This window comes from Gillisia sp. Hel_I_29 (genome assembly GCF_000744275.1).
GTDB lineage: Bacteria > Bacteroidota > Bacteroidia > Flavobacteriales > Flavobacteriaceae > Gillisia.
This window is the reverse complement of the sequence record NZ_JQLP01000005.1, coordinates 1,767,708-1,781,188: the sequence shown is the minus strand read 5'-3', so window position 1 is coordinate 1,781,188 and position 13,481 is coordinate 1,767,708. Positions and strand designations below refer to the sequence as shown.

Below are 13,481 nucleotides of genomic sequence, written 5' to 3'. Positions count from 1 at the left end.
AAGTCATTTTCTTTTGAGATTATTTTTTTGCTCTTCAAATTCTTCTTTACTTATTTCTCCCTTTGCGTATCTTTTCTCAAGTATTTGTATAGGGCTATCGCCTGTTCTCTGATTTTTACCTAACCAATTACTTAAGGGCAGAAAGACTGCTGCCACGACAATAAGCCCTATTACAATCCACCAAAACATCATCATTATCCCCTAATTATGGTTTTGGATTATGTTCATGTTTTCCGGCTTCTTTTTTGGAATCATCCCCTTTCTTTTTATCCATATGTTGCTTCATTCTTTCCATCATCTCGGGATCATCATGCATTTTTTCCATCATTTCCTGCATCATTTGCGGGTTTTCTTTCATTTTTTTCATCATCCCCTGCATCATTTTTTTTCTTAATTCAGGATCATTCCCCATTTGGTGCATCATCTCATGCATCATTTTTTCTTTCATTTCAGGATTTTCCTTCATTTGTTTCATTATCATTTTTCCCATCATTTCTTTCATTTCAGGGTCTTCTTCCATCTTTTTCTGCATCATTTTTTTCATTTTCTCCTTCATCTCCGGATTTTTTTCCATCATAGCATTCATCTTGCCAGATTCCATCATTTGCATATGGTTTTGCATCATGAGTTTTCTTGCCCCTTCGTCTTGTTGTGCCAGATCAATAAATTCATTGAATTGGTTTGGGTTCGAAATAATTTCCTGGTAAACAGCGTTTCGATTGTCTGGAACATCCATTGCTTCAGAAGCGTTAAATGTTGATTTACAGCTTACCAATGTTCCTACTGCTACTATAATCATTAAGGTTTTTACAATTGTTTTCATTTTACTTTGTTTTAGAGTTAATAAAATTTTCATCGTTCAGTTATATTTTTTTATAATTCTCTTATCCTGTTCTTTCTACACTATTTTAAAGTTCCTCATCATGCCCATATCCTCATGCTCCAGATTATGGCAATGGTATAGAAACAATCCTTTATAGTCTTCAAATCGCATGATCAAATCCATTTGCATTCCTGGTAAAAGATAAACGCTGTCCTGCCAGCCTTCGTTGATAAAACCGTCTTTGGTTGCTTCCCAAAGCTTATCATCTACCTTATCAGCGTTTCGGTTTAAGATGTTGAATTGTAATTGGTGGATATGAACAGGATGTGGCATTTGCATCATATTTCCCATGCCTCGCTGACCGCCCATCATTCCGCCGTTGCCATGCATTCCCCCGCCCATCATTCCGCTGTCATCATCAGGATCTGAAGAAAACTGGCTTCCATTATTGATACGCCAAATTTCGGTAGTATCTAATTTCACGGTCTCTTCTTCAGCTACTTCGGTACCATTATAGGTGCGACCATTAATGGTCCATTCCATCATTCCGCCCATAGCGAAGGTGAAAGTCCTGGGATTGCCTTTATTGATGGCATCTGTGGCCGCCAATGTATTGAAAGAACTGAGCTCACCAGGTAATTGAGCATTGTTTTCTGCGGAAGCCCCCACCTTTATTTCCAGAATATCAAACTGAGTGTCATAAGGCAAGTGATTGCTACTGCTATTTCCCATCATCCCGCCATTCATCATACCACCACCCATCATGTCCAGTGGGATAGGTAAATGGACCAGTTTAATACGGCTATTTTCTGACTGTTGAGATAAATCCAGCCAAATATCTATCCGCTGGGCCGGCCCTAGCATTAAATAAGGCATTCTTTTTGGCGCTTTAAGCAGACCTCCATCTACACCCAATACGGTTATCGCTTCGCCGTGATCCCATGCCAATTTATAGGCACGGGAATTGGAACCGTTTAAGAGCCTTAAACGATATTTCCCGTTTGCGCCCAGGTTCAGGGTATTATCAATTTTACCATTGATCAATATTTGCTCACCTAAAAAACCCTGCATTCGATCCATCTCTCCATCACCTAGGTATTGGAGCTGCCTATTATCATTAAAAGTCCTGTCCTGGATTACCACGGGAATATCATATTCACCCTGGGGTAAATTTAATTTTTCTTCTTCTTTATCAGATACGATAAACAATCCTGCCAGTCCCTTATATACCTGTTCCCCTGTATGTTTATGCGGATGTGGGTGAAACCAATACGTTCCAGCCCTGTTCATCACTTCAAATTCATAATAATAGGTTTCGCCTTCACTTATTACATGCTCTGGGTGGCCATCATTCTCGTGAGACACGTGCAGGCCATGCCAATGTACAATAGATTCGGCCGGAATCTGGTTTTCATACCTCACCCTAACCTTATCGCCCTTTTTTACCCGAATAACAGGTCCTAAATAGCTACCCTCTATATTTTGTAAATTACCTTCACTACCTTTTATAATAGATGCTCTATAGGAATATGTTTTGGTACTACTTTCTGGATAGATGCCGGTCTGGGAAGGTAATGCGGTAAGTTGTAGATCTAAATCGGCAATAAAATCCTTGTTCATTTTATTTACGATCTCGGGATGCCGGGTGGAGGCATCCGATTTACAGGAGGCAAAAAAAGGCATTACATAGAAACCTGCTGCTGCCAGGCTTGCAGTTTGTATAAAATTCCTTCTGTTTACGTTTTTTTTCATCATTATATTATTTTGAATGGCATCCGTAACAATTTCAGCACAAGGAAAGTTACAGCCCCGCTTAAATTTTAGATACTTCGACAACTTAAAAGTCGCAGGCTGCTTAACAGCTAATCTACCGCCCCTTTTTCTGGAGGTTTTCGATTTAGAAACCATTTTTCACCTAAAAATATGAGCAACATAGAACCAAATGCTATCCAAATTAGGGTGGGATCACGTTCTATTTTAATATAAACGAAGGAACCCAAAACTACCACATCCAGAATTATTGCGCTTATTACGATCCCAGCTTTGGCTTCTATGTCCTTTCTCATTTTGGTAAGCACTCCCCAATGAATAATAATATCCATCACCAAATAATATATTGCGCCAAGGGAGGCTATCCTGGAAAGGTCGAAAAAGATAGTAAGCACAATGGCAATTACTATAATATACACCAGCATATGCTTTTGTATACTCCCTTTCATACCAAAGTGACTGTGAGGTATCAACTTCATGTCGGTTAACATAGCAGTCATTCTTGAAACTGCAAAAACACTGGCAATTACTCCAGAAATAGTGGCGATAATAGCAATAGCCACGGTAAACCATAAACCAAATTGACCAAATAATGGTCTGGAAGCTTCAGCTAGACTATAATCTTTGGCCTCAATGATTTCAGGAATATTTAGATTGGAAATAACCCCCCAGGAAACCAGTAAATAGGTCACCCCGCAGATCAATAAAGATATAACTATGGTCCTGCTCACGTTTTTGTGTGGATTCACAATTTCACCACCACTATTGGTTATAGTAGTAAAACCCTTATAGGCAAGGATAGATAAAGCCAGTGCTCCAAGGTACTCCATTACCCCCCTTTCCCCGCCGGTACCTCCTGAAGGCACCAAATCTGACACTACAAAACCCGAGGCATAGATAGCCCCTCCGGCAAAGATCAATAATCCACCGGTTTTGAGGACCGCCATGGCAAGGGAGGATTTCCCTATTACCTTATTGCCCGCAATATTAATTACAAAGGCTAAAATGAGTAGGCCCACCCCTAAAACAGGAATGAGATAACTGTCTTTTGGCGCATCGAACAATTGCAACGTATAACTACCAAAGGTTCTGGCCACCAGACTTTCATTAATAATCATAGAGAACGTCATCAGCAAAGCTGCAAAAGCAGTTACAATACCTTTTCCATAAGCTTTCTCCAAATACATGGCGATACCTCCTGCAGATGGATACGCATTAGACATCTTGTTATAGGAATAAGCACTAAATCCTGATATAATTCCACCCACAATAAAAGCTATTGGAAAATACTCACCAGAAAGTTCTGCCACTTGACCAAGAAGCGCAAAGATCCCTGCACCAATCATAACATTGGTTCCCATTGATATTGCACCCACCAGGCTTAGACTGTTTTCTTTATAATTTCCCATATTGTTTAGAATCGTAATGATAATCCGCCTCCAGCTCCAAACCGGTTGTCATAACTTCCCATAAGAGAAAAGTTTTTTCCTAAAAAATATTCCAGGCCGGCGCTCCAGGTAATTTCTTTTTTAAAATTTTCATCTTCAGGTAAATCGTCTACCCAGCCAAAATCTGCCTGAAATTCATACTCTCCAAAGACAGCTAATCTGGGAAAAATCATGATTTCCCGGGCCAGACTTATCTGTGGTCTTAATTTGCTATCCAGCCGAACATCCAGGGCAAACATATAAGGGGTAAAATACCTGATTCCGCCAATTGCAGTAGTTTGAAGTTCTTCCAGGCTATCCTCCATTTCATTCTCCACATTTACCCCTCCAAAAACACGAACCCAGTCATTAAGGTAATATTCATAGGATATTTCAGCTTCCAAATTCTTATTCCAGCCATATTCAGCTAAAACTGTAAACTGATTTCTGATGTTGGAGCTTACCACATTTAAAGTAGACATATGTGAAGCTACATCCAACATCCCCCAGGTATAGAATTTATCGGTTTCATTAATGAGTTTAGAAACAGGGAATGGCTTCATACGTTCATCCCGTGGGGTATCATAACTTACCACTCTGGCCATACCAGAATCCAAATGATAAAGGATGTGGCAATGTAAAAACCAGTCTCCATATTCATTAGCATAAAACTCTATGGTTACTTCTTTCATAGGAGGAACATTCACGGTATGCTTCAAAGGCGAATATTCTCCATTTTCATTTATTACCCTAAAAAAATGACCATGCAGGTGCATAGGGTGGTGCATCATAGTGAGGTTATTAAAGGTAATTCTGGTAACCTCATCGCCTTTTATTTTGATTTTATCGGCTTCAGACAGTGGTACGCCATTTAAACTCCAAATATAACGGTTCATATTTCCAGTTAAATTCAGTAAAACATTGGTGACCGGAATGCTATCGTTAAAAGCCGTCTTTTCTGGTGATCTAAGGTAATCGTAATTATATTCCGAAAATAGATCCATTCCCTGCATATCTTCCATTTTTCCCTTTTTCATATCCATCCCATTCATTTCGTCCTCCTTCATGGCCATCCCATCTATCCTTTTATCTTTCTCACCCATTCCTCCCATTACAGAATCTTTTTTCATATTCATTTTAGAGTGGTCCATTCCTCCCATTACAGAATCCTTTTTCATATTCATTTTAGAGTGGTCCTCTTCTCCCATCTTCATATCGTTCATTTGCATTCCCCATTTTTCCTTTAACTCATATGGATCCGGATCTTTAGGATTAAATTGTAAAGCTGGCGCGCCCATCTTCATCTTCATTTTTGCCATTTTTTGCATCATCCCAATTTTATCTGGTTTTGGCACATTAGGAGCAGGGAGTATTCTCCCCTCCCCAAGAAAAGCTGAAGCTGTTCCAGAACCATCCTGAGCCATGATTTTAAATTCCACTTTCCCTTCATCGGGAATGGTTACAATAAAATCATAGGTTTCTGCAACTGCTATAAAGGTTTTATTTCTTTTAAGCGGAACAATATCCTTTCCATCAGCCGATACTAAAGTGGGAGTTTCCCCGCCAAAGGTCATCCAGAATGAAGTGGAGGCGGAACCGTCAATAATACGCATCCTTACTTTTTCACCTGGTTTAAAATCTGGATATTCAATTTTCTCTTCACCGTTAATCAAAAAGGCAGGGTAATAAATATCAGCAATATCAGCCCCTTCCATTCGTTGCCTCCAGAAATCTAATTGTGCTCCCAATGCTCCTCGTTTTATTACCTGATTTAGTGGTGTCGCAGTTCCTTTTTTAATGTTATACCATTCCGTTCCCCTTTTTAGGAACCTTAAAACATCCTTAGGTTTTTCATTAGTCCAATCTGAAAGTACCAGCACCAGTTCTTTATCATATTCCAGTGTTTTTTCTTTTGGATGGATCATAAGCGCACCGTAAACGCCACTTTGTTCCTGTAGCATAGTATGGGAATGATACCAATATGTTCCATGTTGCTTTATCTCAAATTCATACTTAAAAGTAGTTCCAGGTTTAATGGGCGGAGTGGTAAGGTAAGGCACCCCATCAAAAAAATTGGGTAACAACATTCCATGCCAATGGATAGAAGTCTCTACATCCATTTTATTCTCTACATAAATTACCGCGTATTCCCCTTCAGTAAATTCTAATGCAGGGCCAGGAATTCCTCCATTAATAGTCATTCCCATGGTCTCTTTACCCTTGGCTTTAACAACCATTTCCTGATCTATAGTTATTTTGTATTCACGCACCGGTAAATTATTAATATTTCCTTCTACCGATGCCTCTAATTCCTCCTGACTATAAACTGAAAAACCTAAAAATATCAGTAGAATTAGTAAGCAATTTTTCAATTTCATAGCTTGTTATTTTATTTGTTTTCGTTTTCCAGTCGATAAATGATCTTCTTCATTTGGGCAATTTCGCGTTTCTGAGCCTCAATTATTTCTTCGGCCAGTTTCTTGGTTTCAGGATCTTTTATATCTGCCCGTTTACTGGTCAATATCGCTATAGAGTGATGGGGAATCATCGCCTTCATATATAAAACGTCGCCAATAATAGGTCGTTGTGCTCGTACTAAACCTAAAGCAGAGACAAACAGCACCAGGCTACCCACGTAAATTGCTATATTCTTCTTCTTATTTTTATACATTTTCAACATCAACGACAACATAATTACCGCCATTGCCGCTATCCCCAAACAGGTCATATAAAAACGGGTCAAGCTGAAATAAACATGATCAAATTCGTAGGTATTCAGGTACATGGTAATGTACATGGCTATAAAAGATAACCCGAGCATTAGAAAAAATCTACCGTAATTGCTACCACCAGTTTTATGGTGGTTTTTTGCTTCTGAATTCATTATTTTTTGGTTTTGGTTAGGTTGGTTTTTACTTTTTAATTGTCTTTTTTACGGAACCACAATTGGGCATCTTATCGCCAAAATATGGATTGTTTATTTCTTCGATATCGGCATACCAGTATGCGCCCTCGTTATTGAAAGCCATAGGACAGAACTTTTTATAGATCGTACCGCCAGAAAGTGCATCTTCAAACATAGGCCCTGCTTTTTCTGTGAATGCTGCGAATAATTCCCTTTGTTTTTCCAGCTCGCTGGTTTCAGATAATTGTTGTGCAATAGCTTTCAGTTCTGCTCTTTCTTCTGAAAAAGAGGCTACCATACTTTGAGACGCATCCTGTACCTGGCCTGCATCAGCATTGGTCAATGCTATTTTTATTTCCAGGTAGTTATGCCATATTTTTCCCGTCATTCCATCTATAAAATCCTGATCGGCGATATCTGCTGTTTTCCCTTCGGCTTTTTTAACCTCTTCAGGGGTGTCTATTCCTACCGATTGTTTTGCTTTGTTATCAAGGCAGGAAGTAAATACAATTACACTAAATAAAAACACACTAAAACTTAAAAATCTATTTTTCATATCTTGACTGGTTTTAAATTTGATTTTTAAAATTAATGGTAAGAAAAAGGATTTATTGTCATAATTTGGTTAAACATCTATAAAATTTGGTCTAAAGAATTTCTAAAATTTTTATTAAGTTCCTTATATTCAGATAAATTCATCCCTGTTTCTGCTTTAAATTGCCGGGAAAGATAATTTACATTAGTATAATCCAATAGCTGACTAATCTGGGTAAAATTATATTGTTTGGACTGAATGAGCTCTTTTACTTTTTCAATTTTCAGCTTTATAAAATACTTTTCTACCGTTATGTTTTCGGTATAGGAAAAAATTCGACTCAACCTCGAATAATCAATTTTGGTTTCTTTGGATAAGTAGCGGGATAAAGTCCCTGATTTTTGCAGGGGAAGGTTTTCCAAAAGCCGTATAAGACTTTGTTTTACCTTCTCGACTAAAATTTTATCGGATCCCTCCAATATTTCAAAACCATTTTCATCGAGGACCTTTTCTAACTTTTTAGAATCACGAGCTATATTTTTGCTTTTATAAACTACCCGGCCTAGTTCTACTTTTGTTACTTCCACCCCGGCTTCAAGTAACTCGTTTTTAATTACTTTTATACACCGGTTACAGACCATATTTTTAACAAAGACTTCTACCATGATAATTTTTTGGTAATGTTTTTTAAAAATTTATTTTTTATCATACCCTAAGCATTTATTTAAGCTACCACGCCCATGTTTTTCCCAGTAGTCTAACAATATTTCATTTTTTGGTTTTTGTGCCTGTCAAGGGAAGAGGCTTTATAAACTAATTAAATTTAAGAATACCCTTCCCTCACAGGACTTTAACATCATACTCTCAAAAGAAAAAGATTAACTAACCAATCAATGAAAAAATTCCTTTCCTTTTTTGGGATATGATATTGTTTATTTTAAAAATCCCCTATAAACTATTTTTAAGCTGGGTCATATATTGTATCATTTCTGTTTTTTCTTCTTTGGAAAGTTTCGCATCCCCATGAATAAAAGTGTAGGAGTCCAGTGGCATTTCATCATCTTCAATCTGACTGATGATTGACCGGAGTTTGCTGTTTTTTCTTCGGTCGGAATATTCACCCCATTCATTAAAATTCAATTCATCTTTTCCTTCTTTTATATGATCCTCTAAAAACCAGGCAGCTGGTTGTATTTTATTGTACCAAGGGTATGCTGTATTGTTGCTATGGCAATCATAACAGGAAACCTTTAATTTATCCTGTACGTCTTTCGGGACATTGTTCACCAGCATAAAATCTGATTTTGGCACCACTTCACTTTGGTTGCGATTGGTGGGCACAAACTGGATGCCCACCAACACAACTAAAAAAACCAGTGCAATGATTTTGATTGTCTTCATTTAGTTAATTTCTCTTTGCACCTCTCCGCAATCCATCATTTTACTTCCATAATAGGGATTTTTGATTTCTTTGGTTACACTCAACCACTGTGCACCTTTGTTATTATTGTACATCGGGCAATAAGCTTGGTACAACTTTTGGCTGGTTCCGACAATGTCAATCAAGTCTATCATGTCCTTGCTCAAAATGTCGAAATGTTCCCGCTGGTGGCCTATGGGGCTTTCCGCAATGTGTTCGGCATGCTCAGTGGCGTCTTCTATGATATCTTGCAGTTCTTGTTGGTCGTTCTGTTCGTAGTTTTCCGTTTTAAAGGTCTTTAACTGTCCCACCATTTTTTCCCCGGCTTTGGCCGCGGCCTCCTGATCGTCATTTACCAAGGCATTTTTAAGCTCCAAGTATGTGGTCAGGCTGGCATCGGTTTGGGCAGCATTGCTGCTTTCCATCCTGTTTTCTTCCATCGGGACAGCGCGCTCGGTCGCCGCGTCTTCAATAGTTGTATTGCTGTTTTTCTCGTTGTTCTTGCAAGAAGTGCTTATTACGGCAAATGCCATAGCCATCACTCCCAAACTTACTTTTACTGTTTTCATTTTTCTTGTTTTTAAAAGGTTGATATTTCTGTTACTGCAATTAATTAAATAGAGGTCAGTATTTAAATACATATCTTTATTACCAGTAAATATATAAAAATATGGATATTTTTAAGGGTCAAAACCTTCTGGAGTTCTCTGATCGGTTCAAAACCGATGAGGATTGCAAGAAATACCTTGCTTCAATCAAGTCCAAAACCGGTTTTAAATGTACAAGATGTAATCACACTGCTTGCCAAGTACGGAAGGATTTTGCCAGGCAGTGCAATATTTGCCACCATATTGAATCCGCTACCGCAAACACCCTTTTTCACAAGGTTAAATTTGGTGTTCGCAAAGCATTTTTTATTTGTTTTGAGATGGCCACGACAACCAAAAGTTTATCAGCAAGTTATATGGCCGTGCGCTATGGGGTTACTGAAAAAACGGCGAGATTATTTATGTTGAAAGTTAGAGAAGCTATGGCTTCGAGTGGGAATGACCCTATGGATGGTGATGTTCACGTGGATGAATTTGTTATGGGCGGCAGGGACGAGGGGAAAATAGGAAGAAGTTATGATGGTAAGAAAAAAAAAGCAATCACGGCAGTGCAATTGACCGAAGATGGAAAGGTAAAGCGGATGTATACCATGAAAATTGAAGATTTTTCAGCCCAGTCCCTTCAGTACATCTTTATCAACCATATAAGCCGCAAAGCTAAGGTAACCACTGATAAATGGCGTGGTTATAGGCCAATTGCCAAAGCATATGACATTACACAAATAGAAAGCAATAAGGGATTGAACTTTAAGGCAATTCACACCATGATACACCAAGTGAAATCTTGGATTAGAACCACTTATTCCTGGGTAAGCGATAAAAACCTGAACAGGTATTTTAACGAATTCTGTTTCAGGATCAACCGATCTCAGAGCAAAGCTACTATATTCAATAAGCTGATTACAAAAATGGTTCAGGGCAATGTCATATATCAATCCCAAATTATAAGTAACTAACTACTGACCTCTATAATTAAATTTTCCGGATGCCATAAAACACAGCCCGGAACTTAGTATTTTACTTGGTTGTTCGACCGGAAACAAAAAAAGCACTTACCGGCTTTCCTTTTCCCCAGTCCTTATTTTTATACGCTGTTCCACGTCGCTTACATAGATGAGCCCGTCCCCGCTTTTGCCAGTACGGGCACTTACTTTTATAATATTTACAATTTTATCTACATCCTCTTTTTCGCACACTATCTCCATTTTAATGACTTTGCTGTGCATAAATGGAAAATTCAAACTGGGGGAAGCGGTTTTGGAATCAGTTTAATCTCCAACCCCCTCGCCTTGAAATACGGTAAAACAACAAAAGTTTTCTTCCCGCAGATTCATGGTCACTTCACTAAGTCTTTCGGGTCTGATAAAGGCTTTGATCTCATTCATATCTTCTAAATTTAAGTTGAAATAAGTTTTGTTATGCTTAGCTCTTTTTTGTGTAAGCTGTGTAATTCGCTTCTGAATTAAAATAGCCAACCCGGCCATTCGCGTCAAGCAGTACAATAAAGGCTTCGGTTTTATCCACGCTTTCCCCTGTTTGGGGATCGGTGGCCATCCTTGCAGATTCTTCGTTGTTCAAGGTGCCCACGCACATCTCGCAGCAACCATAATAGGTTTTCCCGTTTACCGGAACCGGGATTTGCGGTTTGGCCATATAGGCATCGTTTACCATACATACCAGGTCATTAGGCAACTTGTCTCCTATCTGAAAATCTAAAGAAAAGGTTTGTTTATTGGCGGTACTTGTACTAATTTCTGTAGCCAGTTTGTCTTGCTTTTTTTGTTTTTGCTGCTCCCCAGAGGAGTTACAAGCACCAAAAACCACGGCCAGAAGAAATACCGCTGTTAGAACTTTGAATGTATTTTTCATTTCAATCTAATTTTGTGCCTGCAAAATGGATAGACCTATAAAAAAGAGTCTATCCATACCTTGCAGGACTTTATTAATTGATAGTTTCTTTTACACTACCACATTTCAGCATTTTTTGGCCCATATATGGGTTCTTGATCGCCTTTTCATTGGAAAGCCAATAGCCGCCTTTATTAGAGTTTGCCATAGGGCAATATTCCAGGTAAATTTCACCTTTGGCAAGCTTCCCATTTTTAACCAGTTTCAACATTGCATCGCTAAGAGCATTAAAATTGTCACGTTGGTCTTCCAGAGAAGTGGCACCGGCCATTTGCGAAGCTTCTTTGCGAGCCGTCTCAGCATTTTCCACTTTTGCCAAAGTTTTCTCGAGTTTCATCGAATGCTTGGCGGCCTTTGCATCATTTGAAGCCACTAAAGCGTCCTTTACCAATAGGTAATGTTCATAAGCAGCGCCCAGATCTTTGTCTTTGAACTTAGGCGACATTTGCATTTCTTCACCATGACCGGCCATATTGTCGTGGTCGTGTTGTGCATAAACTCCCATGCTTAACAAAGTTAGAAGGAGCATCATCATTGTTCTTTTCATCTTAATAGGTTTTAAAGGTTATAAAAATTTGTTCTTCCCTGCTTTAGTTTATAGTTTCCACGATTTCGCCGCAGGTTAACATTGCGCTACCGTAATAAGGGTTTTTGATCTCTTCTGAACGGCTGAGCCAGTAGGCTCCCGCATTGTCATCTGCCATAGGGCAAAATTGCTTATAAACGGTCTGTCCCACTCCAAAAAGTTGCATCGCTTTACTCAAATGGGCAGACAGGTGTTTAAAATGATCCCGCTGAGTAGAAATATCTTCACTCTCCATTATTTTTTCTGCAGCACCAATTAATAATAGCAGAAAATTAAACACAACAAAGTAAGCCCAAGATGGCAGTAACCATAGGGCAAATCTTTCCGATAATTATCGGAAACTGTTTAAAATCAAATTAAATAAGTTTCGTGTAGTTTCTGTACGTCCCTTATGAGATAAGGAGGTGTATAATCTCTAAATGGAACAACGTTCTTATCCAGTCCATCAAAAAGATTAATATAGGTATAAAATAAAGTAGCAACAAAGGCTTGTTGCTCAAAGGTTAAATTTGTGTAAGATGTTTTTAAATCATCTTGACCGCCATTCACTATTTGTGCATCTGAACAGCAAGATTTTTCCGAAAAACCTGCTTCACAACTTTTTTGGGATGATTGATTTTCCATTCCACAGGTTTGAGCATTATGAAATAAAGCAAAATCAACCAAAGAATCTCCACAATAATGCATATCTACAGTAAAAGACATAGTGGTAACAAATACCAAGCTCGCTAAGGCTACAGATAATATTTTATGGAAAAATGATTTCATAAGACTGCAAATATATATAAAACAACGAAATATAAAAACATTAATAATTCTTTTTCGTTATGTAAACTTTTACTTCTTATACTATTTTCGACAAAAAGAGAATCAAATTTCTAAAAATATGATAAATATCATATTACCGTCGTCTTTTTTTGCAGTATCTTCGGTTAAATAAGGTGTTAAAAAACACATTACTAAAAATTATGTTAAAAATATAGTTAACATTTGTTAATTTTTTTATATTCGTATTATGCAAAGCTTTAATAAAACAATAGCTGTTTCATTGGTACTTGCAGTAATGTTCGCTACCTCGTCCTTTACTGTAAATATGCATTTCTGCTGTAATGAGCTTGTGGATATAGCTGTTTTCACCAAAGCCAAGGTGTGCGATAAAGCGATGGATACTCAAGACAATTCTTCGAAAGAATGTTCTCTTGAAAAGAAAGGTTGCTGTGATAATAAATCTTTTGTAAAAGAAGGTAGCGATAACTTTCAAAAAAACTCCTTTAAAACGGAAAATCAAAATTTGGTTTTCCTGCACACATTTTTTTACACTTACGTAAATCTATTCGAAGGGTTGGAACAAAATATAATCCCTTTTAGGGATTATGACCCACCCCTCATACCGAAAGATTTTCAAGTACTCCACGAGGTATATTTAATTTGATTTCATCCTAAGTAGGTTCTTTTTCAAACAACCTACCTTATATGTTGGCCTGTACTACGCAAAGGCT

The 13,481-nt window shown here is 38.0% G+C and carries 16 protein-coding genes and 1 pseudogene; 2 read left to right on the top strand and 15 right to left on the bottom strand.

Annotated elements, in window-relative coordinates; translation table 11 throughout:
* Positions 1-3: 3 nt before the first annotated feature.
* The 10 genes from P163_RS13270 to P163_RS13225 all read right to left on the bottom strand — a co-directional run bounded on the left by P163_RS13270 (position 4) and on the right by P163_RS13225 (position 9,449).
* Positions 4-195 carry an SHOCT domain-containing protein gene (locus tag P163_RS13270; protein WP_034892159.1) on the bottom strand — a complete coding sequence of 64 codons (192 nt, stop codon included), beginning with the start codon at positions 193-195 and terminating at the stop codon, positions 4-6.
* Positions 196-205: 10 nt separating this feature from the next.
* Positions 206-823, bottom strand: a complete 618-nt coding sequence (locus P163_RS13265; protein WP_051931304.1) for a hypothetical protein — start codon at positions 821-823, stop codon at positions 206-208.
* Between the two features lie 75 nt (positions 824-898).
* Positions 899-2,659, bottom strand: coding sequence for a multicopper oxidase family protein (locus P163_RS13260; RefSeq protein ID WP_231556199.1), 1,761 nt, complete (start codon positions 2,657-2,659; stop codon positions 899-901).
* A gap of 26 nt (positions 2,660-2,685) precedes the next feature.
* Entirely contained in the window at positions 2,686-4,002 is a 1,317-nt protein-coding gene (locus P163_RS13255) for an APC family permease (protein WP_034892155.1), read from the bottom strand.
* A 5-nt stretch (positions 4,003-4,007) separates the two neighbouring features.
* On the bottom strand, positions 4,008-6,398 hold the full coding sequence (locus tag P163_RS13250) for a multicopper oxidase domain-containing protein (RefSeq protein WP_034892152.1): 2,391 nt from the start codon (positions 6,396-6,398) through the stop codon (positions 4,008-4,010).
* 11 nt (positions 6,399-6,409) lie between these two features.
* Positions 6,410-6,904 carry a DUF305 domain-containing protein gene (locus P163_RS13245; protein ID WP_034892149.1) on the bottom strand — a complete coding sequence of 165 codons (495 nt, stop codon included), beginning with the start codon at positions 6,902-6,904 and terminating at the stop codon, positions 6,410-6,412.
* A gap of 28 nt (positions 6,905-6,932) precedes the next feature.
* On the bottom strand, positions 6,933-7,481 hold the full coding sequence (locus tag P163_RS13240; RefSeq protein WP_051931245.1) for a DUF3347 domain-containing protein: 549 nt from the start codon (positions 7,479-7,481) through the stop codon (positions 6,933-6,935).
* Positions 7,482-7,558: 77 nt separating this feature from the next.
* Positions 7,559-8,128: a helix-turn-helix domain-containing protein gene (locus P163_RS13235; protein ID WP_156100709.1), complete on the bottom strand. Its 570-nt coding sequence runs from the start codon at positions 8,126-8,128 to the stop codon at positions 7,559-7,561.
* 280 nt (positions 8,129-8,408) lie between these two features.
* Positions 8,409-8,861, bottom strand: a complete 453-nt coding sequence (locus tag P163_RS13230) for a heme-binding domain-containing protein (protein ID WP_034892144.1) — start codon at positions 8,859-8,861, stop codon at positions 8,409-8,411.
* Complete coding sequence (locus P163_RS13225) at positions 8,862-9,449, bottom strand: DUF3347 domain-containing protein (protein WP_034894378.1); 588 nt, start codon at positions 9,447-9,449, stop codon at positions 8,862-8,864. It lies immediately after the preceding gene.
* Between the two features lie 101 nt (positions 9,450-9,550).
* Between P163_RS13225 and P163_RS13220 the strand changes: the two genes are divergently transcribed.
* Entirely contained in the window at positions 9,551-10,444 is an 894-nt protein-coding gene (locus tag P163_RS13220) for an IS1595 family transposase (RefSeq protein WP_034892142.1), read from the top strand.
* Positions 10,445-10,540: 96 nt separating this feature from the next.
* Here P163_RS13220 and P163_RS18485 read toward each other — a convergent pair whose 3' ends face one another.
* From P163_RS18485 to P163_RS13200, 5 genes and pseudogenes are all read right to left on the bottom strand, one after another.
* Entirely contained in the window at positions 10,541-10,714 is a 174-nt protein-coding gene (locus P163_RS18485) for a P-II family nitrogen regulator (protein ID WP_218152226.1), read from the bottom strand.
* A 196-nt stretch (positions 10,715-10,910) separates the two neighbouring features.
* Positions 10,911-11,357: a hypothetical protein gene (locus tag P163_RS18480; protein ID WP_034892140.1), complete on the bottom strand. Its 447-nt coding sequence runs from the start codon at positions 11,355-11,357 to the stop codon at positions 10,911-10,913.
* Positions 11,358-11,430: 73 nt separating this feature from the next.
* Entirely contained in the window at positions 11,431-11,943 is a 513-nt protein-coding gene (locus tag P163_RS13210) for a DUF3347 domain-containing protein (RefSeq protein WP_034892138.1), read from the bottom strand.
* Between the two features lie 43 nt (positions 11,944-11,986).
* Positions 11,987-12,232, bottom strand: a pseudogene (locus P163_RS13205) (DUF3347 domain-containing protein); the annotation flags it as partial.
* A 101-nt stretch (positions 12,233-12,333) separates the two neighbouring features.
* On the bottom strand, positions 12,334-12,750 hold the full coding sequence (locus P163_RS13200; RefSeq protein ID WP_034892131.1) for an HYC_CC_PP family protein: 417 nt from the start codon (positions 12,748-12,750) through the stop codon (positions 12,334-12,336).
* 247 nt (positions 12,751-12,997) lie between these two features.
* Here P163_RS13200 and P163_RS13195 point away from each other — a divergent pair, with 247 nt between their 5' ends.
* Entirely contained in the window at positions 12,998-13,414 is a 417-nt protein-coding gene (locus P163_RS13195) for an HYC_CC_PP family protein (protein ID WP_034892128.1), read from the top strand.
* Positions 13,415-13,481 lie beyond the last annotated feature (67 nt).

What these genes read in the sequence shown, in the direction of transcription:
- P163_RS13265 (WP_051931304.1), bottom strand. Translation starts at nt 823, where the DNA reads ATGAAAACAATTGTAAAAACCTTAATGATTATAGTAGCAGTAGGAACA.
- P163_RS18480 (WP_034892140.1), bottom strand. Translation starts at nt 11,357, where the DNA reads ATGAAAAATACATTCAAAGTTCTAACAGCGGTATTTCTTCTGGCCGTG.
- P163_RS13250 (WP_034892152.1), bottom strand. Translation starts at nt 6,398, where the DNA reads ATGAAATTGAAAAATTGCTTACTAATTCTACTGATATTTTTAGGTTTT.
- P163_RS13245 (WP_034892149.1), bottom strand. Translation starts at nt 6,904, where the DNA reads ATGAATTCAGAAGCAAAAAACCACCATAAAACTGGTGGTAGCAATTAC.
- P163_RS13240 (WP_051931245.1), bottom strand. Translation starts at nt 7,481, where the DNA reads ATGAAAAATAGATTTTTAAGTTTTAGTGTGTTTTTATTTAGTGTAATT.
- P163_RS13200 (WP_034892131.1), bottom strand. Translation starts at nt 12,750, where the DNA reads ATGAAATCATTTTTCCATAAAATATTATCTGTAGCCTTAGCGAGCTTG.
- P163_RS18485 (WP_218152226.1), bottom strand. Translation starts at nt 10,714, where the DNA reads ATGCACAGCAAAGTCATTAAAATGGAGATAGTGTGCGAAAAAGAGGAT.
- P163_RS13210 (WP_034892138.1), bottom strand. Translation starts at nt 11,943, where the DNA reads ATGAAAAGAACAATGATGATGCTCCTTCTAACTTTGTTAAGCATGGGA.
- P163_RS13220 (WP_034892142.1), top strand. Translation starts at nt 9,551, where the DNA reads ATGGATATTTTTAAGGGTCAAAACCTTCTGGAGTTCTCTGATCGGTTC.
- P163_RS13270 (WP_034892159.1), bottom strand. Translation starts at nt 195, where the DNA reads ATGATGATGTTTTGGTGGATTGTAATAGGGCTTATTGTCGTGGCAGCA.
- P163_RS13195 (WP_034892128.1), top strand. Translation starts at nt 12,998, where the DNA reads ATGCAAAGCTTTAATAAAACAATAGCTGTTTCATTGGTACTTGCAGTA.
- P163_RS13225 (WP_034894378.1), bottom strand. Translation starts at nt 9,449, where the DNA reads ATGAAAACAGTAAAAGTAAGTTTGGGAGTGATGGCTATGGCATTTGCC.
- P163_RS13255 (WP_034892155.1), bottom strand. Translation starts at nt 4,002, where the DNA reads ATGGGAAATTATAAAGAAAACAGTCTAAGCCTGGTGGGTGCAATATCA.
- P163_RS13230 (WP_034892144.1), bottom strand. Translation starts at nt 8,861, where the DNA reads ATGAAGACAATCAAAATCATTGCACTGGTTTTTTTAGTTGTGTTGGTG.